This window comes from Nocardia sp. NPDC051900, assembly GCF_044452545.1.
In the GTDB taxonomy this organism is placed as follows: domain Bacteria; phylum Actinomycetota; class Actinomycetes; order Mycobacteriales; family Mycobacteriaceae; genus Nocardia; species Nocardia sichangensis.
In genome coordinates this window covers 238,631-264,306 of sequence record NZ_JBITBU010000005.1, presented here as the reverse complement: position 1 = coordinate 264,306, position 25,676 = coordinate 238,631, and the positions used below count along the sequence as shown (strand labels likewise).

23 protein-coding genes and 1 tRNA gene are annotated in these 25,676 nt (G+C 67.6%); 9 read left to right on the top strand and 15 right to left on the bottom strand.

Going from position 1 to position 25,676, the window contains the following annotated elements; all coding sequences use genetic code 11:
• Positions 1-11 precede the first annotated feature (11 nt).
• Positions 12-548 (bottom strand): YdcF family protein, encoded by a 537-nt coding sequence (locus ACIA5H_RS10415; protein ID WP_397075352.1) that lies wholly within the window; start codon positions 546-548, stop codon positions 12-14.
• A 145-nt stretch (positions 549-693) separates the two neighbouring features.
• Here ACIA5H_RS10415 and ACIA5H_RS10410 point away from each other — a divergent pair, with 145 nt between their 5' ends.
• Together ACIA5H_RS10410 and ACIA5H_RS10405 are read left to right on the top strand one after the other, a co-directional pair.
• Positions 694-2,016 (top strand): UDP-glucose dehydrogenase family protein, encoded by a 1,323-nt coding sequence (locus ACIA5H_RS10410; protein ID WP_397075350.1) that lies wholly within the window; start codon positions 694-696, stop codon positions 2,014-2,016.
• Between the two features lie 151 nt (positions 2,017-2,167).
• Entirely contained in the window at positions 2,168-3,475 is a 1,308-nt protein-coding gene (locus tag ACIA5H_RS10405; protein WP_397075348.1) for an Hsp70 family protein, read from the top strand.
• Between the two features lie 52 nt (positions 3,476-3,527).
• Here ACIA5H_RS10405 and ACIA5H_RS10400 read toward each other — a convergent pair whose 3' ends face one another.
• The 3 genes from ACIA5H_RS10400 to ACIA5H_RS10390 form a co-directional block, all read right to left on the bottom strand.
• Positions 3,528-4,805 (bottom strand): YibE/F family protein, encoded by a 1,278-nt coding sequence (locus ACIA5H_RS10400; RefSeq protein WP_397075346.1) that lies wholly within the window; start codon positions 4,803-4,805, stop codon positions 3,528-3,530.
• Between the two features lie 390 nt (positions 4,806-5,195).
• Complete coding sequence (locus ACIA5H_RS10395; protein WP_356962893.1) at positions 5,196-6,449, bottom strand: pyridoxal phosphate-dependent aminotransferase; 1,254 nt, start codon at positions 6,447-6,449, stop codon at positions 5,196-5,198.
• Between the two features lie 100 nt (positions 6,450-6,549).
• Positions 6,550-7,557, bottom strand: coding sequence for an XRE family transcriptional regulator (locus ACIA5H_RS10390; RefSeq protein WP_355071447.1), 1,008 nt, complete (start codon positions 7,555-7,557; stop codon positions 6,550-6,552).
• Positions 7,558-8,117: 560 nt separating this feature from the next.
• Here ACIA5H_RS10390 and ACIA5H_RS10385 point away from each other — a divergent pair.
• On the top strand, positions 8,118-8,567 hold the full coding sequence (locus ACIA5H_RS10385; RefSeq protein ID WP_063016495.1) for a hypothetical protein: 450 nt from the start codon (positions 8,118-8,120) through the stop codon (positions 8,565-8,567).
• An 80-nt stretch (positions 8,568-8,647) separates the two neighbouring features.
• On the opposite strand, the gene dcd is transcribed toward ACIA5H_RS10385, so the two are convergent.
• A complete protein-coding gene (gene dcd, locus ACIA5H_RS10380) occupies positions 8,648-9,247 on the bottom strand; it encodes a dCTP deaminase (protein WP_355071445.1) in 600 nt (199 codons plus the stop codon).
• A gap of 112 nt (positions 9,248-9,359) precedes the next feature.
• On the opposite strand from dcd, the gene ACIA5H_RS10375 reads away from it, so the two are divergent.
• The 3 genes from ACIA5H_RS10375 to ACIA5H_RS10365 all read left to right on the top strand — a co-directional run bounded on the left by ACIA5H_RS10375 (position 9,360) and on the right by ACIA5H_RS10365 (position 11,156).
• The gene (locus ACIA5H_RS10375) at positions 9,360-10,133 is read left to right on the top strand and encodes an SDR family NAD(P)-dependent oxidoreductase (RefSeq protein ID WP_397075342.1); all 774 of its coding nucleotides are present in this window, start codon (positions 9,360-9,362) and stop codon (positions 10,131-10,133) included.
• 113 nt (positions 10,134-10,246) lie between these two features.
• The gene (locus ACIA5H_RS10370; RefSeq protein WP_364424727.1) at positions 10,247-10,966 is read left to right on the top strand and encodes a phosphatase PAP2 family protein; all 720 of its coding nucleotides are present in this window, start codon (positions 10,247-10,249) and stop codon (positions 10,964-10,966) included.
• Between the two features lie 116 nt (positions 10,967-11,082).
• Positions 11,083-11,156, top strand: a tRNA-Gly gene (locus ACIA5H_RS10365).
• 679 nt (positions 11,157-11,835) lie between these two features.
• On the opposite strand, the gene ACIA5H_RS10360 is transcribed toward ACIA5H_RS10365, so the two are convergent.
• From ACIA5H_RS10360 to ACIA5H_RS10320, 9 genes are all read right to left on the bottom strand, one after another.
• Positions 11,836-12,648, bottom strand: coding sequence for a class I SAM-dependent methyltransferase (locus ACIA5H_RS10360; protein WP_397075339.1), 813 nt, complete (start codon positions 12,646-12,648; stop codon positions 11,836-11,838).
• Between the two features lie 10 nt (positions 12,649-12,658).
• Entirely contained in the window at positions 12,659-13,120 is a 462-nt protein-coding gene (locus ACIA5H_RS10355; protein WP_397075337.1) for a GbsR/MarR family transcriptional regulator, read from the bottom strand.
• Between the two features lie 31 nt (positions 13,121-13,151).
• Complete coding sequence (locus tag ACIA5H_RS10350; protein ID WP_397075335.1) at positions 13,152-14,093, bottom strand: alpha/beta hydrolase; 942 nt, start codon at positions 14,091-14,093, stop codon at positions 13,152-13,154.
• Between the two features lie 146 nt (positions 14,094-14,239).
• Positions 14,240-15,349 carry a methyltransferase gene (locus tag ACIA5H_RS10345; protein ID WP_397075333.1) on the bottom strand — a complete coding sequence of 370 codons (1,110 nt, stop codon included), beginning with the start codon at positions 15,347-15,349 and terminating at the stop codon, positions 14,240-14,242.
• Positions 15,350-15,706: 357 nt separating this feature from the next.
• Entirely contained in the window at positions 15,707-16,222 is a 516-nt protein-coding gene (locus ACIA5H_RS10340) for a flavin reductase family protein (RefSeq protein ID WP_355071427.1), read from the bottom strand.
• Entirely contained in the window at positions 16,215-16,730 is a 516-nt protein-coding gene (locus ACIA5H_RS10335; RefSeq protein WP_355071426.1) for an NAD(P)H-dependent oxidoreductase, read from the bottom strand. The genes ACIA5H_RS10340 and ACIA5H_RS10335 overlap by 8 nt, the downstream gene beginning before the upstream one ends.
• Positions 16,731-16,741: 11 nt before the next feature.
• Positions 16,742-17,959, bottom strand: a complete 1,218-nt coding sequence (locus ACIA5H_RS10330; protein ID WP_397075330.1) for an SfnB family sulfur acquisition oxidoreductase — start codon at positions 17,957-17,959, stop codon at positions 16,742-16,744.
• Positions 17,959-19,074 carry a dimethylsulfone monooxygenase SfnG gene (gene sfnG / locus ACIA5H_RS10325; protein WP_355071422.1) on the bottom strand — a complete coding sequence of 372 codons (1,116 nt, stop codon included), beginning with the start codon at positions 19,072-19,074 and terminating at the stop codon, positions 17,959-17,961. Before sfnG ends, ACIA5H_RS10330 begins: the two co-directional genes overlap by 1 nt.
• A 127-nt stretch (positions 19,075-19,201) precedes the next feature.
• On the bottom strand, positions 19,202-20,593 hold the full coding sequence (locus ACIA5H_RS10320) for a styrene monooxygenase/indole monooxygenase family protein (protein ID WP_397075327.1): 1,392 nt from the start codon (positions 20,591-20,593) through the stop codon (positions 19,202-19,204).
• A gap of 98 nt (positions 20,594-20,691) precedes the next feature.
• Here ACIA5H_RS10320 and ACIA5H_RS10315 point away from each other — a divergent pair, with 98 nt between their 5' ends.
• Positions 20,692-21,174, top strand: a complete 483-nt coding sequence (locus ACIA5H_RS10315) for a GAF domain-containing protein (RefSeq protein WP_397075325.1) — start codon at positions 20,692-20,694, stop codon at positions 21,172-21,174.
• A gap of 151 nt (positions 21,175-21,325) precedes the next feature.
• On the opposite strand, the gene ACIA5H_RS10310 is transcribed toward ACIA5H_RS10315, so the two are convergent.
• Positions 21,326-24,259 carry a BTAD domain-containing putative transcriptional regulator gene (locus tag ACIA5H_RS10310; protein WP_397075323.1) on the bottom strand — a complete coding sequence of 978 codons (2,934 nt, stop codon included), beginning with the start codon at positions 24,257-24,259 and terminating at the stop codon, positions 21,326-21,328.
• 36 nt (positions 24,260-24,295) lie between these two features.
• On the opposite strand from ACIA5H_RS10310, the gene ACIA5H_RS10305 reads away from it, so the two are divergent.
• Together ACIA5H_RS10305 and ACIA5H_RS10300 are read left to right on the top strand one after the other, a co-directional pair.
• On the top strand, positions 24,296-24,862 hold the full coding sequence (locus tag ACIA5H_RS10305) for a carboxymuconolactone decarboxylase family protein (protein WP_397075321.1): 567 nt from the start codon (positions 24,296-24,298) through the stop codon (positions 24,860-24,862).
• Positions 24,859-25,644 carry an SDR family oxidoreductase gene (locus tag ACIA5H_RS10300; RefSeq protein WP_397075319.1) on the top strand — a complete coding sequence of 262 codons (786 nt, stop codon included), beginning with the start codon at positions 24,859-24,861 and terminating at the stop codon, positions 25,642-25,644. Before ACIA5H_RS10305 ends, ACIA5H_RS10300 begins: the two co-directional genes overlap by 4 nt.
• Positions 25,645-25,676 lie beyond the last annotated feature (32 nt).

Genomic DNA, 25,676 nt, shown 5'->3' with positions numbered 1-25,676 from the left:
TCCCGAGTGCTTCAGCAGTCCTCGAAGAAGGCCTTCAGGTAGCCCACCGATTGGTAGACGTAGTCGTAGGCCCAGCGGGGGATGGAGAGGGTGGGTTCGGGGTCGGCGAAGAGGAGTTCTCCGTCCCAGCACCTCTGCAAGACGTAGCGGGCTCGAGAGATGTGGGGGGTGAAGGTGACGACGATGACCCGGTGCCAATTGTGGGCGCGGGCGAGGCGGGCGAGTTCGCGGCCCTCGCCGCGGGTGGTGCGGGGAGACGGGTCGAAGCACTGCACCTCGAAGCTGTAGCCGCCGTGACAGATGCGGTTCAGCATGGCGCTGTTCTCATAGGGATTGGAGAACACCACTCGTGGCGCGAATCCCTCACGCGCCAAGCGCAGGCCCAGCTGTTCGCGTCCGTCGTGCGCACCGCCGAGCACGAGAACGGCGTCCGCCCGCGCGGGCGGATCGATCCGCGGACGCACGTAGACCGGCCACAGCGCCACCGCGGCGACCACCACCACCAGACCGGCACAGAGCCCGGTCCAGGCCAACCGACGACGTCGCACAGGCCGATGCTAGCCGGGTGCCGCGCGAGCATCACGCCAGGTCACGGCGTCCGGATCAGCGATGTCGCCGCATGTACACCTGCTGTTGCCCGGACCCTTGCCTCGCTGACGTGGCGTGGCCATCGGCGGGGCTTACCAATCGATCATGCGATGCACAGTCTTCGGAACCGGGTATCTCGGGGCCACGCACGCGGCGTGCATGGCCGAACTCGGGCACGACGTCATCGGAGTGGACGTGGACCCGGGCAAGGTCGCGAAGCTGTCCGACGGAGTGGTGCCGTTCTACGAACCGGGCCTGGAGGATGTGCTTCGTCGCAACCTCGATGCCGGCCGACTGCGGTTCACCACCTCCTACGCCGAGGCGGCCGCGCACGCCGATGTGCATTTCCTCGGTGTGGGCACGCCGCAGAAGAAGGGTGAGTACGCCGCCGACTTAAAATACGTGCACGCGGTGGTGGATACCCTCGCCCCGCTGCTGGAACGTCCCTCGGTGATCATCGGCAAGTCGACGGTTCCGGTCGGCACGGCGGACGCGCTGGGAGCCCGTGCTCGCGCGCTGAGTTCCACCGACGTCGAGGTGGCGTGGAATCCGGAATTCCTCCGAGAAGGCCTCGCGGTCAAGGACACCCTGCGGCCGGACCGATTGGTCCTCGGAGTCGACCGGGAGCGCGCCGCCGCCGGGTGGGTCGAGGATCTGGTGCGCGAGATCTACGCCGACCTCATCGCCGCCGAGGTCCCGTTCCTGCTCACCGACCTGGCCACAGCGGAATTGGTGAAGGTCTCGGCGAACGCCTTTCTGGCGACGAAGATCTCGTTCATCAACGCGGTGTCGGAGGTCTGCGAAGCGACCGGCGCCGACGTGACCATGCTGGCCGACGCCCTCGGCTACGACGCGCGCATCGGCCGTCGATTCCTCAACGCCGGACTGGGTTTCGGCGGCGGATGTCTGCCGAAGGACATCCGGGCGTTCATGGCCCGCTCCGGCGAACTCGGCGCCGACCATGCCGTCGCCTTCCTACGCGAGGTGGACAACATCAATATGCGCCGGCGGACCAAGGTGGTCGACATGGCCGCCCGCGCCTGCGGCGGCTCACTGCTCGGGGCCAACGTGGCGGTACTCGGCGCGGCGTTCAAACCGGAATCCGACGACGTCCGCGACTCGCCCGCGTTGAACGTGGCGGGCATGATCCAGCTGCACGGCGCCGTGGTGACCGTCTACGATCCCAAGGCGCTGGAGAATTCGCGCCGGGTGTTCCCCACCCTGAACTACGCGACCTCGGTCACCGAGGCGTGCGAACGCGCCGACGTGGTGCTCGTGCTCACCGAGTGGGACGAATTCACCGCGCTGCGCCCGCAAGACCTGGACCGGGTGGTGCGTGCCCGCTCGATCATCGACGGCCGGAACTGTCTCAATCGTGCCACCTGGAGAGCAGCCGGATGGGTGTACGCGGGACTCGGTACACCGTAGAGTTGCGGAGCGAGGCGGGCTACTGCCAGACAGACGACCAGTCCTGCCTTAAGCACAGCTGATCGCCGACGGTAGGGTCCGTCCAGCGGGTCTCCGCCGACGGACGGCGCAGGCTCGCATGTCGTGAAGTGTGAAACGAGATGGGCAGCTGATGAGTTCGGTACTGGGAGTTTCGGTGGGGGCCGGCGCTGTCCGTATGGCGCGACCACACGCCGGAAACCCCCACGGGCATGTCTCCCCGCATTCCTTCGATCTGCAGACCATTCCGGTCGTCGACCAAAGCGTGGAAGAGTTGGCGGCAGAGGCCATCGGAGTCACCCTGGAGGCCACGCCTGGTATCGGCGCCACCGCCATCGCCTACCGCAGTGAGCAGCACGCCCGCGCCATTCGCGCCGCCATGGCGCGTCAGCAGCTGACCAATTACGAACTCGTGCCCGAGATCGCGGCCGCACTCGAGTTCGCGCAGGCCACCGGCGATATCCGGGGCATCTCCTCGCTGGTCGTCTACGACCTGGGCAGCTCGGGCCTGACGGTGAGCGTGGTCGACACCCAGACCCGTGAGGTCCGGCACAGCGAGCGCACCAGCGACATCAGCGGCGACTATCTCGACTCGTTGATCCGGGAGCAGCAGATCGCCTCGGGGCGGATCGCGCACCCGCCGAACGCCGCGGGCCTGGCCGCGCTGGACGCGCTGTGCCGCGAGGCCAAAGAGCAGCTCACCACCAACACCGCGGTGGCGTTGCCGAGCGAGCAGGGTTTGGTGCTGCTCGCGCAGGAGAACTTCGAATCGCTGATCATGCTGGCCATCGAGTCGTCCGCGCGCATGGCGCGCGACGTGATCGTGCGCTCGGACCGCCCGGTGCACGGCGTGCTCGCCATCGGCGGTTGCGCCCGGATCCCGTTGGTGGCCAAGGTGCTCGAACGCTGGATGGGCGTGCCCGTCATCGTGCCGGACAGCCCGGAGACCGTGATGGCTCGCGGCGCAGCGCTGCTGGCCAGACCGGTCCGTAAGGAATCGTCAACGGTGGGCGCCACGCTGGACGACGAGCTGTCACCGGCATGGTTGTCGGCTCCCACCCAGCGCGGCAAGCGTGAGATCAGCGGTGCGGTGCTGACCGTCAGCGCGCTGGCCGTGGTCGCCGCGATCGGGCTCGGCCTCGGTTACGGCCCGCAGGTGCTGGAACGGGATTCGCACACCAGCGAAGGATCACCGTCGCTGTCGCCCACCACCACACCGCGCACGACCAGCTTGGACCCGCAGATCGCGGTCGCGCCGGGCACCACGGAATCGCCCGCGCACGAGTCGCTCGCCGCGCCGCCGCCGAACCGGCGGCAGACCACCAGCGAGGCGCCGCCGACACCCGGCCCGAACACCATCGTGGTGCCGGGCCTTCCGCCGATCGTGGTTCCCACGATCCCGCCGGAGGTCTTCCCTTTCCCTCCGCCGCCGCAGCGCTGAGCCGGGCGGCCACACCGCACAACTCCTGAGGAGAGACGGGAAACGGGGGAGTTCAGACCCTCGCGTGCCGTGCGCGACGCGGGCGCGGCGCGGGGGTTGGTTCCTTGGTCGTGAACGGGCGGGCCAGCAACACCGCGATGCCGGTGGTCAACGGCACCGAGAGCGCCAGCGCGATACCGCCGACCGCCGAGCGCGCGATCTCGATGGCAACGGCGTCACCGGTCAGCACGTCGCGGATGGACCGCCCCGCCACGCTGAACAGCAGCAACAGCGGCAGCGCCCCACCGGCGTAGGCGAGCACCAGCGTGTAGACGGTACTGGCGATGTGGTCGCGCCCCACGCGCATGGCGGCGGCGAAAACCTCGCGCCGGGTGGCCGACTGGTCGATGGCGGCCAGCTCGAACGCGGCCGACGCCTGGGTGATGGTGACGTCGTTGAGCACACCGAGCGAACCGATGATGAATCCGGCCAGCAGCAATCCGGTGATACTGACGTGCTCGATGTAGGTCGCGACGTTCGTGTTCTGTTCTTCGGAAAGGCCGGTGAGATGGGTCATCTCGATGGTGAGCCAGGACAACGCGGCGGCGAGCAGCATCGAGGTCAGCGTGCCGAGCAGCGCCGAACTGGTGCGCAGGTTCACCCCGTGCGCCAGATACAGCACCGCGTACAGGATCAGGGCGCCCGCGACCAAGGCGACCGGGATCGCCGGTTTGCCGTCCAGCAGGGCGGGCAGCAGGAACAGCACCAGGACGGCGAAGGCGAACACCAGGCCCAGCAGCGCGCGGACGCCACGCCAGCGCGCCACCGCGATGATCACCACGACGAAAGCCACCACGATCAGCGTGAGCGGCAGCCCGCGCGAGTAGTCCTCGAACGAGTACAGCGGCGTCCCGCTGGGATCGGTCTGGCGGACCAGCCGCAGTTCGTCACCGGCGTGCAGGTCGGGTTGCCCTGGGCCCGGTGCGATTTCCAGCAGCGTGCGGTTGCCCTTGTGCGGTCCGGATTCGATCGAGATCAGGCTGCGCTGGCAGGTGTAGGCGTTGTTGCGCGGCGGTTCGGGCTTGTCGACGAAGACCTTGCCCAGTGAAGAGCTGCCGCACGGCCCGATGTCCTGCAGCACCACGGTGCCCGCCTCGGTCTGTACCGCGCCGCCGCCCGCGTTCTGCATCGGCAGCGGGATATCGATGTGCTGCTTGCTCGGCCACAGCGCGATCGCGCCGATGACGACGACGATCCCGATGGCGGTGAGCAGCCCGACGACCACGCGCGCCGCGGTCGCGCCGATCGCGATCGGTCCCGAATGATCGTGGTGATGGTGGTGGTCGCTCACCGCGCTCCTCTGTCCGATGTGTTTGCGCCCGGAGCGAGCCTAAAGGATTTCATTTTCAAGACCGTCGCGGCGGTTACCTAACACAGCGGAGACGCGGTTGATGTGAACCGATCACGAGAAAAAAGGAGTTAGAGGGGGCGGCGGAGAGCAGGGGGATGTCTCCGCCGCCCGCAGGGCAGGCGGCCCAGGGGGGTAGGCGGCCTAACCCGAGGCCGGATATGCCCAGGGGGGGTAGGCAATCCGACCGGGCACTCTGAGTGCCGAGGACCACTGTACACAAAAGTACTTCTTTTGCGCTAGCTAGTCGCCAAATCCGACGGGTATCCGTACATCGAGTTTGTTTCCAGGCCAGAAGCGGGGCGATTATATTGTCCAGCTCCGACCTTCCCGCTACTGGCGATAGCTGGACAGGAAGTTGCCGAAGCGTTCGATCGCGACCGCGAGATCCCGGGCCCAGGGCAGTGTGACGATCCGCAGGTGGTCGTGGTGCGGCCAGTTGAAGCCGGTGCCCTGCACCATCAGGATCTTCTCCTGCAGCAGCAGATCCAGGATCAGCTTGGAGTCGTCGTGGATCTCGTACACATTCGGATCCAACTTCGGGAACGCGTAGAGCGCGCCCTTCGGCTTCACACACGACACGCCGGGGATCATGTTCAACCGCTCCCAGGCGACGTCGCGCTGTTCGAGCAGCCGCCCGCCGGGCAGGATCAGGTCCTCGATGCTCTGATGACCGCCGAGCGCGACCTGAATCGCGTGCTGCGCGGGCACGTTCGGACACAACCGCGAGGAGGCGAGCAGGTCGATGCCCTCCAGGAACCCGGCCGCGTGCTCCTTCGGGCCCGTGATCGCCAACCAACCCGACCGGTAACCCGCGACCCGGTAGGCCTTGGACAGCCCGTTGAAGGTCAGGCACAGCAGGTCGGGCGCCACGGTGGCCAGCGAGATGTGCTTGGCGTCGTCGTAGAGGATCTTGTCGTAGATCTCGTCGGCGAGCAGCAACAACTGATGCTTGCGAGCCAGGTCGGCGATCTGCTGGAGCACTTCGGCGGAGTACACCGCGCCGGTGGGGTTGTTCGGGTTGATCACCAGCAGCGCTTTGGTCTTGTCGGTGATCTTCGATTCGATGTCGGCGATATCGGGCTGCCAGCCGTTGGCCTCGTCACACAGGTAGTGCACCGGCGTGCCGCCCGCCAGGCTGGTCATGGCGGTCCACAGCGGGTAGTCCGGCGCCGGGATCAGCACCTCGTCGCCGTTGTCCAGCAGGGCCTGCATGGTGATGGTGATCAGCTCGGAGACGCCGTTGCCGAGATAGACGCCGTCCACGTCCAGCTCGGGGAAGCCGGGCACGAGTTCGTAGCGGGTCACAATCGCGCGCCGCGCGGAGAGGATGCCTTTGGATTCGGAGTAGCCCTGGGCGTACGGCAGCGCCGCGATGATGTCGCGCATGATCACGTCGGGCGCCTCGAACCCGAACGGGGCGGGGTTGCCGATATTGAGTTTGAGGATGCGGTGGCCCTCGGCCTCCAGCCGTGCCGCGTGCGCGTGTACCGGTCCACGGATCTCGTAGACGACGTTCTGCAGCTTCGTGGACTGCTCCAGAACACGCGGGGGATGGTGCGGATGCTGAGGACTCACCCGTCCCATGGTGCCATCCGTCGCAACTGGATAAACCGCCTGTCCGAGCTCTCCACGGGCCGCCGCGCCCGCGACGGCGGCCGCGGCCCCGCCGGGTGTGACGCGTCACTCAATGGGCCGCGCCGGGCGGGATCCCTTTGGCCGCCGTCGAGCCGCAGAATTCCTCGATCCGCTCGTCCAGCCTGCGCGCCTCGACCGAGTCGCGGAAAGCCGGAGCCGCGATCCGCCTGCGCACACCGGTCAACCGCTCCTCGAGCTGCGCGATGCGCTTGGCCTCGTCGAGGCCGAGCACCGGCTGCAGCGCCTCGGCCGCGCCGTCCAGGCTGCCGTTGATCAGGTGGGCAGCCGCGCAGTCGACCCTGGCAAGCGCCTCCGCGCCGTAGGAACGCTGTTCGGACGGGCCGTTCGAATAGAGTTCGATGGCCCGTTGGGTGGCGCCGAGCGCGGGCTCCGCCTGACCGAGGTGGATGTAGGTGGCGCCCGCGTAGTAGTTGGCCTTGGCCTCGTTGAACCCGAAGACGCCGCCCACCTCGTCGTGCAGCGTGTCGGTCGCGGCGATCTCGCGCGCGTCGTCGGCCGCCCGCACACAGCGATCGGTGTCGGCGGCGCTGCCCAGTGCCGACCAGATGCGCGCCTCGATATTGAGCAGTCGCACCTGCGCGGTCGCGGACTCCGCGAACTCCTGCCCGCTCTGGGCGAGCTGGACCGCCCGACGCGGCCGCTGCGACCAGTACTCGATCAGCGCGTGCATGCCGCGGGTCCAGGCCCGAAGCCCGTTGTGCCCGCACAACTCCGCGTAGGCCCATGCGGCCCGGACCTGCTCGCCCGCCGCGTCGTAGTAGCCGAGATCGGTGCTGGCGTTGGCGAGCAGGCCCGAGAGTGTGCCCGCCAAAAGATACAGATGACCGGTATCGGCGGGCCGCTGATGGCCTTCCAGCAACCGATACACCCGGCGCCGCACCCGCACCATTTCCACCATCATCGGCACCGGTGGAATGCGCACGTAGTCGTTCGCGATGCGCACGACATCCGCGTCGAGCTGGTCCAAAGTGCTCGCACCGACATTGGTGCTCTCGGCCTTGCCGGCGTGCTCGCTGGCCTCGTGGGCAGCCGCCATGATCAGATCCCTCTCCGAAATCGCTGCCAACGCAGCACCTCTCATCGCACCGGCGTCTATGAGAGCCAAAAGGTCCGCGTCGCTCGAATAATGAACGCGCGCCGAGGCGTCGGCACGCGCATCGAATCCCGGCGGGACGGTTCGATCGATCGCGGGCTGATCGATCAATGCCGCGAATCGCGCCCGCACCACATCGTCGGACCTGGCCAGTGAGGTATCCAGAGCGGCTTGGTTGATCGGTCGTGGATGAACCCGGACGCCCCCGGCTTCCCACTTCGACACCAAGCGTTCGTGCACACCCAAATGGGCCGCGAATTCCCTGATGCTCATCCGCTTGGCATCGCGAAGGGCACGGGCCTCTTTGCCTGACCAATGCGTGACCACGGTGTCATCCCTTCCGAACGAACTCCTTCCAGAGTACGAGCGGTTTGTGAGCGCGGCCACAGGTGAAATACGGCCCCTATCAAAGGCAGCGGAAGGGCAGCGCAAGGCGGGTGAGCGGGCGATGCCGAATCGCGCGGCGGGCCGGGACCATTGAGTCGGAAGGCAAGGAGTTCGCCGTGAATGTCGAGAAACTCAGGACCGTGGACGATTGGGTGGCGTTCTATCGGCACGAGTTCGGACTGCCGGTCACCGAGCGGGGCGGTTTCGCCATGCTGCCGATCACCGGACGCGTTTGCGTCGTCCACCTGCCGACCGCGCGCGCCGAGAAGGTGCGCGCCGCACTGGAACAGCAGGGAACGAGGGGTCCCATGTTGGCCAGGCAGATCCGATGGAGTTTCCTCGCCGAGCCCGACAGCCGACCGGGACCGCAGGTGCTCGAGGTGCTCAATCGGCTGGATATCGGCCTGCCCGCCGTCGGCAGCGCCGTGATGTTGCCGACCGGCCTCGGCCGCTGGACCCGGGAAGGGTGCTTCTGGGTCAGCCCGCCGAGCCGCGGTGACACGCTCCCACCGCTGTCCGTCATCCTCACAACGGCGCTCGCGGTGGGAGCGGGCGGCGGGGACTGATCACCTCCGCGGTCGGTTCCCCGCCGCCGTCCGCCGGGTCCGCTTCTCCCCCACAGTCGACGAAGCGGACTCGGCCCCGGTCAGCGTGCTTCGGCGGCGTCGATCGCGGCGGCCGGAATCGGGAAGTTCAGGTAGGACCGCGACGGAGTCGGTCCGCGCTGGCCCTGGTACTTCGAGCCCGCCACGGCACTGCCGTACGGGTGCTCGGCCGGGCTGGTCAGCCTGAGCAGGCACAGCTGACCGATCTTCATGCCGGGCCACAGCGTGATCGGCAGATTCGCCACGTTGGACAGCTCCAGCGTGATGTGCCCGCTGAACCCGGGATCGATGAAGCCGGCGGTCGAGTGGGTCAGCAGACCCAATCGGCCCAGACTGGACTTACCCTCCAAGCGTCCGGCCAGATCATCCGGCAGCGTGCACACCTCGAGGGTGGAGCCGAGCACGAATTCGCCAGGATGCAGCACGAACGGCTCGCCCTCGCCCGGCTCGACCAGGCTGGTGAGTTCGTCCTGCCGCTGCGCCGGATCGATGTGGGTGTAGCGGGTGTTGTTGAACACCCGGAACATCCGGTCCAGGCGCACGTCGATGCTCGACGGCTGGATCAGGTTCTCCAGCAGCGGCTCGACGCCGAGACGCCCAGCGGCGATCTCCGCGCGGATGTCACGATCGGAAAGCAGCACGCGACGAGCGTAGCGCCTGCTCGCCGGGGCTCCTCAGCCGCACAGTGATATGGAGAGAACGATATCCTCGCATTCATTCGGGCGGCGCCGCCCGCGATCGAAGGGATGAACCATGTCCGAGGGCTCGCTGTTCGACCTGACCGGCCACGTCGCCGTCGTCACCGGAGGCAACTCCGGCATCGGTCTCGGATTCGCCCGGGGTCTCGCACGGGCCGGGGCCGATGTCTGCGTCGTCGGCCGCAACGCCGAACGCAACGAGGCTGCCGCCGCCGAATTGCGCGCGTTCGGCGGGCGCGTGCTCGCGCTGAGCTGCGACGTCGGCGAGGAGCAGCAGGTGATCGACACCATCGGCCACGCGGCCGCCGAACTCGGCCGCATCGACTCCTGCTTCGTGAACGCCGGTGTGAGCCAGGGGTTCATCCCGTTCGTGGAGACCGATCTCGCGGAATTCCGCCGGGTCACCTCGCTCAATCTCGACGCCGCGTTCGTGACGCTGCGTGAAGCGGCGAAGGCGATGCTCGCCCAGGGCGAAGGCGGCAGTCTGGTCGCCACCGCCAGCCTCGCCGCCCACCAGGGAGTTCCGCGCGGGCAGTCCTACGCGGCCAGCAAGGCGGGGTTGATCGCCATGGTCAACTCGATCGCGGTGGAGCTGGCCAAGCACGGCATCCGTGCGAACTCCGTGCTGCCCGGCTGGGTCGAGACGCCGATGACCGAAGGGGCCTTCGCCTGGGACCGTTTCCGCGAACGCGTCCACCCGCGGATCCCGGTCCGCCGCTGGGGCCTGCCGAGCGATTTCGAATCCGTCGCCGTCTACCTCGCCAGCCCCACCAGCGGGTACCACACCGGCGACACTCTGCTGATCGACGGCGGCTACAGCAAGTTCTGAGTCGGCGGCCGTTCACCACCCTGCCAGCGGTGTCCGAGACGACGTTTGTGACGTCGTCCCAGCTGGGAACCGCCTGAGCTACCTTCCAGCGCCGGAAATGGCACCGTGGAATGGTGACCTCCCCTCGCATTCGCAACACCATCTGGGTGCTCACCGGGTTGCTGGTGGTGTGCGCCGCGTCCCTCACGGCAGGTGTGGTCGGCAATCGCGGCCCCGGCGGGTTCGATCGCGGCATCACCGACTGGGCCGTCGCGCACCGCAACGGCACGCTGACCCCGATAGCGGTGGCGATCAGCCTGCTGGGCGGCACGCTCGCCATGACCGCCCTGGCCACCGCCACCTGCCTGGTCCTGTCCTGGCGGCGGCGCTGGACGGCGGCAGCGCTCGTCGCGATCACCGGGCTCGGCGGCGGCCTACTGGTCCGAGGCGGCAAGAAACTCACCGACCGAGACCGCCCACCCCTCGAAGAACACCTGATCAGTGTGTCCAACCAGGCGTACCCCTCCGGGCACAGCATGGGCTCGTTCGTCGTGGTCGGCATCGTCCTCGCGGTCGCGCTCCCCGGCATACACGGCCCCGCCCTGCGCGCCTGGACCGCGATCGCCGCCGCGCTCTTCGTCATCGCGGTCGGCCTGTCGCGGATCTACCTCGGCGTCCACTGGGCGACGGACGTCCTCGGCGGTTGGTGCTTCGGGGCGCTGTGGCTCATCCTCTGCCTGAGCTTGTACCGGTACTTGGTACGCGCCGACCGGGGTACATCGGCCAATCGACGGGAACTCGACACCAGACGGCCGGACGAGGCGAGTGCTTCCTCGAACTACCGGCGGGCATAGCGAACAGTGCGATAAGGCCGACGACCAATGCCCTGACTTCTGCCACCGGTACAAGCTGCGCTTTTCCCACCCTGAGCGCGGCTTCTGCTACAGTCTCGATTGGCACTTTTGCCTCTGCCGATGTAGTTCAATGGTAGAACTTCTGCTTCCCAAGCAGACAGCGCGGGTTCGATTCCCGTCATCGGCTCCACCGAAGGCCCTGGATCGGCACCCCGCCGATCCAGGGCCTTTCTGCTACCCGACCAACCGCCCCGCAGCGGTCGTCATCGAGTGGCACACGGTTGAGGCGAATCGCTAGTAACCCCTCCGTCATGTGCCACTCAACGAAGTGCCGGGCGGTTACCGCCGCTGGGGGTGGTGTGGGTTACCGGCAGGCGCCGCTGGACAGGGCGTGCACGAGGCAGGCCAGAGACTGGGCGTCGCTCGAGCCCGAGGAGACGCCGACAGGAGTCGCCTGAGTGCCGACGGGAGCCGGTTGCGGGATCGACATGGGCTTCAAAGGTAATCCGTTGGATGTAACCGTGGCGTTCGCCCAACCTGCACCTGCCAGCACGCCCGCAGCTGCCACCCCACTGGCAGCGACACCGAACGATCGAGCATGAGCCTCGAGACCGGACATGGGATGCTCCCTCCACCGAGCAATGGCACTCCAGCCATTGCGCCGAGGGCGACGATATCGGCACGAACCTACAAACTGCCTCAGGCCGACATCAGATGGGGAAAACCCGCGAACGACGAGAGTCCGCCGCCAGCAACACTTTTCACGTATACGCCCGGCTCCCCGCCGAGGTGGGGGACTGCCGGAACCCCGGCTCTCGATCACCTTCGGTGGCGGTTGAGGATGGGGTGGCGGCGCGATGCCCGAGACACTAGAAGGCGTATCGGAGTATTCGGTTGGCTTGCCGAGACAGTCCTGAGCTGAGGGCTATGGCGCGGGTTACCGCGCGTAACGGTTGCGGGAAGAGGTCGACTTCGCCGGCGCGGGTGAGAAGTTGTTCTTCGATCAGTGTCAGGCGGGCGCCCCAGGTTTCGGGTTCGTGGGCGTCGTCGAATCCTTGGGCGGCGCTGATGCCGAGGGCTTTGATCGACGGGTGGTATTTCATGGCCCAGGCGGCGAAACGGGTGTAGCCGTTGAGGGCGAGTTCACCGGTCGGGAAGTGTGTGGTCGCCTCGCGGATCAGGGTGTGGAACGTGTCGCCGGGCAGGAAAGGCAGCAGGCCCTCGGCGACGATCATGGCTGGTCGATCGGCGGGCAGCTGCCGAGTCCAGCCCGGCTGGGTGAGATCGACGCCCAGCGGATGGGGGCTGTGCGGAAGCAACTGTCGCCGCAGTTCGATGACTTCGGGGTAATCGATGTCGTACCAGTCGACATCGGCGGGTGGATCGCATCGGAGCATGCGGGTGTCCAGGCCGCAGCCGAGATCGAGTACCACCGCATTTCGGTGCATGGCGGTGAACGCGCGTACCGCGTCGTCGAGTTTTTTCGCGCGTAGCGCCGTTCCGCAGATGAGGCTGGGTTTCAGCTCGAGTTCGGTGAAGTCGTAGTCGATCCGGTCGGCCAGCTCCGCCTGGTGGGTGTCGCCCAGGATCGGTGTGCGCGTGGTCGCGTCCAGTGCTCGGGCTTGCAGGGTGAGGAGCAGGGTTTCCTGAATCGGGTCGAGGTCGGGTCGGATTCGGAGCACGATCGGTCCTTCAGGTGGTGGTGTCCGTGGGTCGGGCGGCGATGTCGCGCAGCCAGGTCAATGCCTGCTGAGCGGCCCGGATGCGTTCGGTGAGAGCGGGATCGGTGCCGCCGACCAAGGAGAGTCCGTCCTCGGCGATGTCGCCGAAGGCGCCGAGGCCGGCGATTTTGCGATGGATGACCTTCTCCCACGCGTCGTCCTCGATGCGGTAGTAGGCGGTGCGGTCACCGGGGATCCGCACCTTGCGGACGAGGCCGATGGTGGTCAGCAGGCGCATGTTGGAGGTCAGCGAAGCGCGGCTGGCGTGGATCGCCTCGGCGATCCGGCCTGCGGATTGCTCCGGCGGATCGCAGATCATCAGTAGGCCGAGGATTCGTCCGGTGATGGGGGGCAGTCCCCATTCCTCGACGCAGAAGGTAGCGACTCGCTCCACCCACTTCAGCGTGGCGTCCTGTCGGTCCGTGTCCGGCATGCTGTGTCCTCCTGCGCTGTATTCGGCTCGATTACTGTGGCACAGCGGTCACCGACTCCCAGGTCGGCGCCGGGGTGGGAGTGATGAGGCGGGTACGGCGCAGGTGCCGGTCGAACCACTCGACGCCCAGAGCCATGGCCTCCTCGAGCCCGGGACCGGTGTAGAGACCGAGCACGTCGTAAGGCAGCACCTCGAGTCGTTTCGGCTCGCCTGCCTTGGCGAAGGCGCTCTGCGCCTCCTCGAGCATGTGGTACGGGTCCCAGCCGCCGTTGGCGATCATCAGCAGCGGGGTCGGCGCCAGGCGATGAATGAGGTCCTCCGGCGCGAAAGTCAGGAGATGTTCCGCGGAGTCGAGGGTCTTCTCGTTCCGGTAGTTCGGGAACATCTCGGCGGCGAGATCCGGCGTGCTCTCGACGTTTTCCCCCTGCAGCGTCAGGTGCGGCACCCGAGCGCTGTCGTGACCGGTATACCGGCGCTGCCAGTCCTCGTCCAACCGGTCCCGCAGCGCGCCGACGCCCTCCCTGCCGAGCAACCGCTCCAGATACCGCCATCCGTTCCACACGCTCGGGCTCTGCACCACAACACATTTCACGCGCCGGTCCAATACCGCGGCCTGCGTCGCCACCGAGCCCCCGATGCTGACTCCCCAGACTCCGATCCGATCCGGGTCCACCTCCGGGCGGGTTTGCAGGTACGACACCGCGCTACGGAAATCTTCTGCCTGTCGCTGTGGGTAGTCCTGGCCGCGAGGTTGCCCCGCGCTGGCTCCGACCGTGCGATAGTCGATCGCCAAAACCGCGAACCCCGCCCGCACGAAATACGGTGCGAACACTCGCAACGCCTCTTTCACCATCACCCCGGAGTGCCCCAGCACCAGACCGGGGACCGGGCCGTCCGCCGCGGGCAAATACAGATCCCCAGCACACTCGGTGCCAAGGCTGTTGAACGTCACTTGCTCGATATGGAGATCCATCAAAACTCCCGTCGTTGCTAGTTATTTCAGTCTTCACTGAAACGACTAGCAATGTCAACATAGTCCCCGAAACCCGTTGCCGATGCGACCAATACGCCGTGGACTCGGTCCCGGATGACGGGGGTAGCCACTCCGTGATCTGCCACTCAACGAGGTGCCAGGCGGTACAGGGAAGTGGTTTCGCGGGTGCGGGCGTGGTGGAGTGGAGAGGTGGGGTTGTGGGCTCGGTGGTGGGTGGGGCGGGTCGTCAGTTGAGCGGTGATGTGGAGGCCTGCGGTTGTGATGCGGTCGAGGAGTTCGTCGTGGGGGCGCAGGCCCAAGTGTTCGGGGAGGTCGGAGAGGATCAGCCAGCCTTCGCCGCCAGGGCGCAAGTGAGCGCGGAGGCCGGAGAGGAAGGTATACAGCATGGACGAGTTCTCGTCGTATACGCCGCTTTCCATGGTCGAGGTAGGTGTGCCGGGGAGCCAGGGGGGATTGCACACCACCAGGTCGGCCTTGCCGTCCGGGAAGAGAGTCGGGCCTTGCACGGCGACGGATGACAGGCCCAGTCGGTCGAGGTTGGCGCGGGCACAGGTCAGCGCACGGGAACTCTTGTCGGTGGCTGTGATTCGAGTGCAACCGCGGCGGGCCAGAACGGCGGCGAGCACGCCGGTGCCCGTGCCGAGATCGAAGGCTGTCTCGGTCCGCGCGGGTAGCGGCGCGGTTGCTACCAGATCGATGTACTCGCCCCGGACCGGGGAGAACACACCGTAGTGCGGATGAATGCGGTCGCCGAGCGCGGGCACGTACACACCCTTCTCCCGCCACTGCGCCGCCCCCAGCACGCCGAGCAACTCGGTGAGAGCGACCACCGTATGCCCCCGCGCCGCGCCGTACGCTTCGGTGCAGGCGCGCCGCACATCGGGAGCGCGACGCAACGCCAGCGAATAGTCGTCTTCCAGCAGCACGAGCAACTTGCCGAGCACTTCCGCGCGCCGCCGACGAGACGCGCGATACCGGCGGAACGCCTCGGCCGGATCGTCGCCCAGCGAAACCTTCCGCTCGACCCGCCGACCCATCGCCCGCAGCAGTTGCCGCGCGTTGTGGAAATCACCGCGCCACAGCAGGCCGGTCCCCGCTCGCGCCATTCGGCAAGCCGCGTCGGCAGTCGTCCAGTCGTTCACCACCACGAGGGAATCGGGTGGTGGCGCGCCATTCTCGGAATGCCAACGGGCGCTCGGGCAGGTGTTGTCCTCGGTCCAGGAAACGGTGGACACCGCGTACTCCTCGTGTACGAGCGTGCAAAGGGCACGAAGAGCACCTCGACGCGGAGACGCGAAATTGCCTGTGCTGCTATCGCACAGGGGCCATCAGGTCGCCTGTTTACGCCCGCGCCGAAGTGCGCGGGAAATCACCGAGAACCATCCCGAGCGACATAGCCGGACCTTTCCGTAGGAGACGCCTGAGTCTCCCACAGCGCCGCCGGTACAGCCCAACCCTGGGCCGTGCGGTCGTCCGGTCGCTGCGACCGGCAACTTGCGTCACGCAGTTTGATGTCAGGTCTTGCAAGGACGCCGTCGCGTCCCCTGTACGACCGGACGAACCCCGCCGCGTTCTGCGAGTGAACTAGACCCTCAGGCCGCCCCGTTCGCCGATTCCGCGTGCAGTCGGCGGAACTTGCTGCCGTGGAAAACGAGCGGGTCCACGTCGGTGCGGGTTGCGATGCGGTGGATGCGGAGGATGACCACCGCGTGGTCGCCTGCCGGGACGTGCGCTTCCTGGACGCCCTCGATCCAGGCGGACGCGCCATCGATGAACACGGCGTCGCCGGAACCGCGGTGCAGCTGGATATCACGGAAGCGGTCGCCGTCGCGGGTGCCGAGCGAGCGGGCGGCGGCCTGCTGGTCGGTGCCGAGCAGGCTGAGGCCGAGGTGGCTCGCGGCGGCGAGCTTGGGCCAGGTGGCCGACGAGTTCTGCACACAGAACGAGACCAGGGGCGGATCGAGCGAGACGGGCACGAACGTGCTCACCGCCAGACCGTGCGGCGTTCCGTCGATTTCGGCGCACACGGCGACGACGCCGCTGGGGAAGTTGGCGAACGCGCGACGCAGACCGGCTCCGTCGGCGGGGAATTCGAACAGGTCATGCATGATTCGCAGCTTTCGAGCTGTGGGCCAGTGCCTGGGCGACCGAACGCCACCGACCACTGTACCGGTCGATGACGCCGTCCTCGGCGAATGTGCGATCGGACAGATAGAGCCCGGGCAACGCGGCAGTGGCCCCGATTTCGACGAGCACGGGCTTGAGCAGCAGGTCGGGAGCGAGGGCGTGGGCCGGTCCCGCGCCGAGCATGACCGGGACCGCGAGCACGCCTTCCAGGCCGGTCCCGCCCTCGAACTGTTCGAGGAACAGCTTGAGCAGACCGGTGTAGGTCGCTTTGAAGGTGGGGCTGGCGAAGACGACGAGCTCCGAGCCCGCCACGGTGCGCACCGCCTCGGCTACGGCCGGGTCACCCCAGCTGAGCAGCGCGGGACCGAACTCGACCAGGTCGATCACGGTGGGCTCCACCTCAGGTCGCAGCCCCCTCGCGACCAGGGTGGCCGCGGTGAGCGTGCGTGAGGCGGGTTTCGGATTTCCGACGACGACAGTGACTGCCATTTCGTCTCCTTTCAGATCACACCGTGAAGCGGTGGCGCGGCGTCGTGCAGCAGGGCCCGGCCGATGTGCTGGTATTTCCAGCGCACCGGATCGTGCAGGGTGTGCGTGCGCGCGTTGCGCCAGAAGTGGTGCAGATTGAGATCCGCCGCCGCGCTGCGCGTTCCGCCGACCTCGAACAGTGCGGCGGACACGTCGTTGGCGGCGCGGTCGGCGAGTATCTTGGCGGTCGCTACGGCCAGCGACGACTGGGCGATGTTCGCGGCGCTCGGATCGATCCGGATGGCCGCGTCCAATGCCCATCCGGCCGACGAGAGCGTCGCCTCAGCGGCGGTCACCGCTACGGACAATTCGCCGAAGCGCTGGATCAACAGCGGGTCGTCCACCGCGTTCGCCACCCCCGCCTCGAACCACGGACGACTCTTCGTGCGCACGAATTCCGTTGCCGCGGTCAGGGCGCCTCGGGCGATGCCGGTGTCGATGGCGGCGTGCAGCAACTGGGCGAACGCGCCATAGCCGGTGGGTGCCCGCACCGCGCCGGAGCGGGGAATCACCTGGTCGCGATCGACGAGCACTTCGTCGAAAGACACCGTTCCACTGCCGGTGGTGCGCTGCCCTATCCCGTTCCAGTCGTCCACGACGCGTACACCGGGAGTGTTCGCGGGCAGGTAGACGATGTACTCACCGGCCTCGAGACCGCTGCGGCCTTCCGGATCGTCCAGCCGGGTCAGCACCGCGAACAGGTCGGCGAACAGCGATCCGGTGCAGTAGTACTTCACGCCGTCCACCCGGAATCGGTCACCGGCCGGCCGCAGCGTGGTGGCGATGTCGGCGACGGTCGTACCGCCGCGCTCGGACTGCGCGTTGGCGATGCGCCCACCGTCGAGCACCCGTCGGTAGTAGCGCTCCTGCTGCTGCGTCGTACCCGCGAGCCGGAGCAGGTTCACATACACGAAGTGGCTGTGCGGGATCTGCGCGATGTTGGGGTCGGCCGTGGCGAGAATCCGCGTCACTTCCGCGACCGCGCTCGGCGGCAGATCCGCGCCGCCGTGCGCGGCGGGCACGGTGATCGCGAGCAGACCGCTGGCCGCCAGCCGATCGACCTCCGCGTACGGCAGCGCGCGCTCCCGGTCGCGTTCGGCGGCTCCCGGCGCGAAGTCCGCCGCGAGCCGCTGTGCGACCGCGAACGCTTGTGCCGCCGACAGGATGCGATCGGCGGCGACCGCGGTCATCAGTTCACCGCCGCGACGGGCCGCTGCGCGGCTTCCAGCTCACGCACCAGCGGGAGCACCTTCGCGCCGAAGTACTCGATCTCCTCCTGGAAGTGCAGGAAGCCGCCGAGAATCAGGTCGACGCCGAGCTGCTTGTAGGCGACGATCCGCTCGGCCACCTGCTCCGGCGTGCCGATCAGCTGGGTGCGGAAACCGTCGTTGTACTGCACCAGGTCCTCGAACGTGGAATCGGCCCACATGCCCTTGCGGTCCTTGGTGGACGCGCCCGCCTGCTGCACCGCGTCACGGAAGCCTTCCACCGCGGGCTTGTTCGCCTTCTCGACGATCTCGCGCAGGGTGTCGCGAGCTTCCCGCTCGGTATCACGGGCGATGATGAAGCCGTTGAGCCCGAATCTCACCTCGCGGTCGTGGGCGCGGGCGACGGCACGCAGGTCGTCGAGTTGTTCGGTAACGCCGTCGAAGTCCTTGCCGTTGGAGAAGTACCAGTCGGCGTAGCGGCCGCCGTTGCGCCGGGCGGCGGTCGAGTTGCCGCCCTGGAAGAGTTCGGGATTCGGCCGCTCCGGGGTGTTCAGCGGCTTCGGCTTCAGGGTGAAGTCCCGGATGCGGTAGAAGTCGCCGCCGTAGTTCACGTTGTCCTCGGTCCAGATCTTGCGGATCACCTCGAGGAATTCGGCGCTGCGCCGGTAGCGCTCGTCGTGCTCGAGCCACGGCTCGCCGAGCGCGGTGAACTCACCGGCGAACCAGCCGGACACGACGTTGATGGCGAACCGGCCATTCGACAAGTGATCGGCGGTGGCGCCGAACTTGGCCAGTACCGCCGGATGCCACAGCCCGGGATGCACGGCCGCGATGACCTTCAGCCGCTCGGTCGCGCCGAGCAGCGCGAGACTGAACGAGGTCGATTCGTGCTGGTACTCCGCGCCGTAGGAGGCGGTGTAGCGCACCTGGGACAGCGCGTAATCGAAGCCGTTGTTCTCGGCGGTCTGCGCCAGCTTCTTGTTGTACTCGAAATCCCAGCTGGTGCGCTGTTCGATATCGCTGGTGACCAGTCCCCCGCTGACGTTGGGCACCCAGTAGGCGAACCGGATCTGCTCGGCGATCTGCTCCGTGGTCATAGCTGCTCCATGGTTATCGGGGGTAGCCGTCGGATCGGAGGCCGGACGCCACGCATGCGTCCGGCGCTCCTTCCACTCCAGCACCGGCCCCCGGTCGGGACGAGGTTTTGAATCTGCGCGATTCGGATCAGGCGTCGGCGAGCGCGGGCGAGTAGCTCGACCTGGCGAACTTGCCTGCGGGCGCGAACCGGCCCAGTAGTGCGGCGGCGTCCTCGCCGGTGACCCGCGTGATGAACTCGTTGACCGCTTCCGGCGAGTCGACCGGCAGGAACGGCTGCGGCCGGTGCAGCAGGCCGACCAGCGCCGAAGCGAACGCCGGGTCGACGGCCGCCGCGGCGAAGAACGCGTTGCCGACCTCGGCCAGTTCGGGATCGCTGAGGAACAGCCTGGTCACCTTGTTCGCCGCATCTGCGCGCGCGGCGAGGAATGCGGCGTACTGCCGCGCGATCCACGCCTCGTCGAACGGTCCTTCGTGCACGGCGGCCGCCGCGACCAGACGCTGCGCCTGGATCAGGCCGCTCTGCGCGCCCTGCCCGGCGATCGGATCGTAGGCGATGGCGGTGTCACCCAGCGCGGCGACCACGTGGCCCCCCGCGGTGCGCCCGACCCCCGACCGCACGACCGGGCGCACCGCGCCCTTCAGCCACGAGTGCGGATCCTCGGGAATGGTCTTGGTGGCCAGCACCTCCGGCAGGTCCCACTCGATGTAGTCGCGGTAGAGGTCCTGCACGATCCGGTGCGCCGACTCGGCGGAGTCGGCCCCGGCGAATCGCTTCTCCCAGTCACTGCCGGGCCGCGCCCAGCCGAGGAAGGCCCAGCTCGGCCCCGCGTCCTTGTGCAGGTACGGGCCCCACCAGCCCTCGCCTTGGTCGGCGAGGATGGAGAAGCCGCTGTGCGCGCCGCCCGCCACGCTGCGATGCGCGAAAACATCTTCGTCATGGCCGATCCCGGTGACGACGACGGTGAGCAAGGACCGCTGCGGCGCGTCGTAGGGCGTGCGCTGCGCGTCGACGGGGAACAGGTCCGACAGCCCGCCGCGGCCGGTCGCGACCAGGGTGAGGTCGTTGGCGGCGGCGATACCGTCGAGCGTCTCCGGCGTCACTTGCTCGACCGCGAACCGGCCGCCGCGCTCCAGGAACGCGGTGAGCCGCTCGTCGGCCTTGAGCCGGGTGTCCACCGCGACGCCGACGTATCCGTCGAAATGGCCGTCGAATTGGATCAATTCGGGACGATCGGGGCCAGGTCCGGCGATGCGTACGCTCAAACCGGTGTGCCGGGGCGCCCGCGCGGTGTAGCTGTCCAATCCGAGCGCGGCCTCGGCCTGCTGGGTCTCACCGAATTCCAGCGCGGTGCCGGTGGCGGGCACGTCTTCGCGTAATGCGCGCTGATCGCGCTCACTGTAAAGGGTGCCGTCGAAACCGGCGTCGAGAAGTCCTAGCGCCGCAGTGACGCCGGTCTGTCCGGCGCCGATTACCGCGGCCGAACGAGTGGAACGGGATACGGGTTGCTGCGAAGTCATGCAGGGATGATGCGATGGGCGCGCGGTGCTCGCAGAGTGTTGCGATCACCGAGAATCAATAAGCAGACAGCGAATTCGCAGCGCGTACCATTCGGGCCATGTCGTTTGTCGTCGCCGACCTGACCGGAGACCGCACCGAGCAGTACCGCCAGCTCGTCGCCCAAGCCGAAGCGCTGGTCGCGGGCGAGACCGACCGCATCGCCAACGCCGCCAATCTCGCCGCATTGGTATTCCACGCCCTACCCGATGTGAATTGGGTGGGTTTCTATTTCTACGACGGTCGGGAACTGGTGGTCGGCCCGTTCCAGGGCAAACCCGCGTGTGTGCGCATCGCGCTGGGAAAAGGCGTCTGTGGCACCGCGGCGCAAACCAGAACCACTCAACTCGTGCCCGACGTGCACGCATTCGAGGGGCACATCGCGTGCGACGCCGATACGCGTTCGGAAATTGTCGTGCCGCTGGTCCGGGACGATGCGCTGATCGGAGTATTCGACCTCGACAGCCCGCGCCCCGAGCGCTTCGACGACATCGATCGTGCGGGGCTGGAAGTGGTAGCCGAGATATTTCTCGCGGCGATCTGATTCGTCGGCCGTAGAGCCGGACGGCGTCCGGCCCCGAAGGCTCCGACTCCGAACCGCTTCCCTGGCGTTGTCCGCACACCGGAGCGAGCGGGACTTCGGCGGTCCACTGCGGGCCGCACACCCGGCCCACTCCGACTACTGGGGATTCCGGCTAATCGGAGTCGGGGAGTGTGGCCAGGAAAACGCGCATATCATCGGCCTCCGGGACGCCGAGATTCGCATACAGGCTCATCGCGGTACCGGCGTATTCGCGCGCTCGCCCGACGTCGCCGAGATCTCGATACGCGCGAGCCAGTCCGTCGTTGGCGCGCGCCCGCTCGGGTAGGTTCAGTACCTCGTCGGCCAACGTCAGTGCGGTGCCGTGCTGTTCGGTCGCCGTGCCCGGATCGCCTGCGGTGCGGTCTGTCTCGCCGAGGCCGTTGAGGGCGGACGCTTCGTCACCACGACTGCCCAGCATCCGATACAGGTCACGAGCCCGAGAGTGGTTGTGCCTGGCCTCGTCCAGCAGGTCGTTGCGGCGGCACAGCGACCCCAGATAGTTCAGGACCAACGCCTCGCCGCGCTTATTGCCCACCTCGCGGTGCAGTGCCAGCGCGCGGTCGAGATGTTCGCGGGCGTCGCGGTACCGATTGTTGTCGGCGCCGAGCAACATGCCGAGGTTGCCGAGCACGTGCGCCTCGCCGACTCGGTTGCCCAGGCGGTTGGCGAGATCGAGCGCGTCGCGCAGGTATCGCCCGGCCTGGTCGTACTCCCGTTTACGCCACGCCACATTCCCGAGCGTGTTCAGCGCTCTGGCCTCTTGATAGCGATCGCCGGAGAGGCGGGCGACCCGCAATGCCGCTCGCGAATGCGTCGTCGCCAGCTCGTAATCGCCTTGTCGCCAGCAGGCCCAGCCCAGGTCGGTCAACGCTCTGGCCTCGCCGATCGAATCGGCCAGCTCTCGACTCGCCAGCAGTGCCACCTGGTGCAAGCGTGCGGCGTCGGAGTGGCGGGAGTTGCCGTCGAGATAGGGGCGCAGGGTTTCCGCGGTGTCTCTGGCGTGCGCGGGCGTTCCGTGTTCGGACGCATAGGCCGCAGTGGTGACGAGGTTTTCGCGTTCGGCGTCGAGCCACTCGGCCGCGGCCTCGGCGTCGTCCAGCGGCGTCACCCGGGCCGCGGAGGGCGGCAGCGGTTGGCGGTGACCGGCGCTGTAGGGGAACAGCAGATCCACCGCCGTCCGCGCGGTATGCAGGTAGTGATCGAAAAGCCGTGACAGTGCGACGGCACGGGCATCGTCGGATTCGTCCACCGACACCATGGCGCGGGCATGCTGACGCAGCAAGTCGTGAAAGGTGTATCGGCCGGGCTCGTATTGAGCTATCACGTGGACGTCGAGGAGGCCTTCCAACAGCATTTCGGCGTCGTCCACCGAGGTACCGGCGAGCGCCGCCGCGGCGACGGGATCGATATCCCGCCCGGGGTGCAGGCCGAGCAGCCGGAACATTCGCTGCCCGTCCGCGCGAAGCTGCCGATAGGAGAGGTTGAACGCGGCAACGACACCCCGCTCGGCCGTCGACAATTCGGCGAGTCTGCGCCGCTCGCCACGCAGCCGCCCCGCCAGATAGCCGACGGTCCACTGTGGGCGGTGCAGTAGTCGAGCGGCGGCGATCCGAACCGCCAGTGGCAGAAACCCGCACAGGTGCAGCACGTCCAGCACCGCGAGCGGTTCGGCGGTGGCGCGCTCGCCCACGATCCGCTCGAAGAGGTCGACAGCATCGCGTGCAGGCAGTGGATCGACCGACAGCGCCCGAGCACCGTCCAGGTCGATCAGCCGCCGCCTGCTGGTTATCAGGACGAGACTGTCCGTCCCGCCGGGCAGCAGCGGCCGGACTTGATCGGCATCCACAGCGTTGTCCAGCACCGCGACCACTCGCCGCCCAGCTAGTTCCGACCGCCACAGCGCGCCGCGATCGGCGGTGGTCTGCGGAATGCGTTCGGCGGGAATTCCGATCTGGCGCAGCAGGATTTCGAGCGCCGTATCTGTCGCGACCGGTTGGCGGTCGATCGTGTGCGCTTGGAGGTCGATGAACAGCTGACCGTCGGGGAATCGGTCGGCTACCCGGTGCGCGGTGTGGACGGCGAGCGCGGTCTTGCCGATGCCCGCCATGCCGTCGATCGTGGCGATGGTCCCCGCGGTGCCGGTGAGTGGTGCGAGGAGATGCCCGAGTTCGGCGTCTCGGCCCGCGAAATCCGGGATGTCGTATGGCAAGAAGTTCGCACTACGCGGCACAGGTTCGGTGCGTGCGGCCGGTGGCGTTACATGTGTGGCCGGTTCGACGTCGTCCCGCAATACCGCCTGTTCCAGCGCGACGAAGGCGCGTCCCGGATCCAGCCCCTGCGCCTGCGCGAGTGCCGTCCGGAACGATCGTGCGGCGGCGAGCGCATCGACCTGACGTCCCGCCCGATGCAGTGCGAGTATCAGTTGACCGGCCAGCTTCTCCCGCAGCGGGTTTGCGGACACCATAGCTGCCAACTCGTCGAGCACCGCCTCGTGCCTGCCCAGCCCGAGTTCTACCTCGGTCAACTGTTCGAACGCCGCCAACTGCTTCTCCTGCAGGCGGCGCCGCACAGACGCGACGTAGTCAGCGTTCAGATCGGCGAGCGCCTCGCCGTGCCACAGCGCCAGCGCCGCGCGCAGTTCCGCCACCGCGGCCTCGGGCTCGGAAGCGGCCAGCAATCGGCCTGCACCGATCCGGCTGGTGAATTCCGCGAGATCCAACTGCCCCGGCCCCGGCAGCGCAACGTATCCGGCGGCTGTGGTCTGCAGTACCTGGGCCGCGTTTGCTTCGCGCAACACCTTCCGGATCGCCGTCACCGCGGCGTGGATCTGCGAGCGCGCAGTGTCCGGGGGATCCGTGCCCCAGATGGCCTCGATGATTCGGGCCGCGCTGCAGACTCTTCCGACATTGACCAGGAGATAGGCGAACACCGCCCGATGTCTTGGCGCCGCGGCCGACTCGCAGCCGTCGACCACGATTTTCATTGGTCCGAGGACCGTAAAACGCGCACCCATCTCGGCTCCATACAACACCCATCGTGAAGGCATCGCAAAAGTATCAACGGGCCGTAACACGCTGTTCCCATGCCGCAAATGCCCCCGATAGACCCGGAGAACGCGGGTGACGCTGCCGGACACCTCTTCACTGTCAGCCAGCGGCTGTTCGGCGTCACACCGAACAACGTGAAGGTGATGGCGCAAAGCCCTGCCGCCCTGCGGGGGTATGTCGCCCTCACCGAAGCGCTGGGCGGCAGCGAGATGCCGGTGTTCGCACGTTCCGCCGTCGGGCTGTTGGTCGCCCAGGAGCACGGGTGTGACTACTGCCTTTCGGCGCACAGCTTCCTCGGCAGCCGTCTCGCGGGGATGACCGAGGGCGAGCTCAGCGACGCCCGACTCGGCTCGGCCGACGACCCGAAATACGCGGCGATCCTGGCCTTTGCGGCGGCGCTGATCCGCCGCCGCGGCGCAGTCACCGACGACGAACTCTGCACCGCCCAGGCGGAACTGGCGCCTGCCGAACTCGTCGACGTCATCGCTCATGTGGCGCTGGCGATCTTCGACAACTACCTCGTCCTGGCCGGACGGGTGGACATCGACTGGCCGTTGGTCCGGCATACGGACCACGCCCACGACACAAAGGAAACGGAATGACTACGCAAGACAGCACGATCGCGGTAGCGGGCGCCACCGGACGGCTCGGCCGCCACATCGTCGACGTGCTCACCGAGTCAGGGCACAAGGTCGTGGCGATGTCGCGGTCGACCGGAGTGGATGTGGTCACCGGTGCCGGACTCGCCGAAGCGTTCCACGGCGTGACCGCAGTGATCGATGCATCGAGCACGCCGTCCTTCGAACAGCAGGCAGCCACCGATTTCTTCACCGCCTCGGCCCGCAACCTGCACGCGGCCGCGCAGGCGGCCGGAGTGCGGCGGATCGTGGCCGTGTCCATCATCGGCATCGACGGCTCCACCGCTGGATACAACGCCGCGAAGCTGGTGCACGAGCAGGCACTGCTGGCGGGCCCGGTGCCGACGCGAATTCTGCGGGCCGCGCAGTTCCACGAACTCGTCGAACAGATGATGCATTGGGGCGCACAAGGTTCGGTGATCTACATCCCGAAGATGCGTACCCAACTGGTCTCCGCACGCGCGGTCGCCGAACAGCTGGCCGAATTCGCGACCGGCGCATGGTCAGCGCGCCAAGGAGGCCCCTTCCCGGAGATTGCCGGACCGCGCGCCGAATACCTGGCCGAGATGGCCCGGCTGGTGACCGCGCGACGTGGGGACGACAGGTCGATCGAGGAGGTCAGCGATCCGGCCAACCCCGACCGCGACCTGTACGAGAGCGGCGCTCTGCTCCCCGGGCCGGATGCCGTCCTGTCCGGTCCGAGCTTCGCCGACTGGCTCGACCAGCAGACGCGCAGCCACCACTGATTTTGGATTATCAACGTCCCGAGAGGAACACC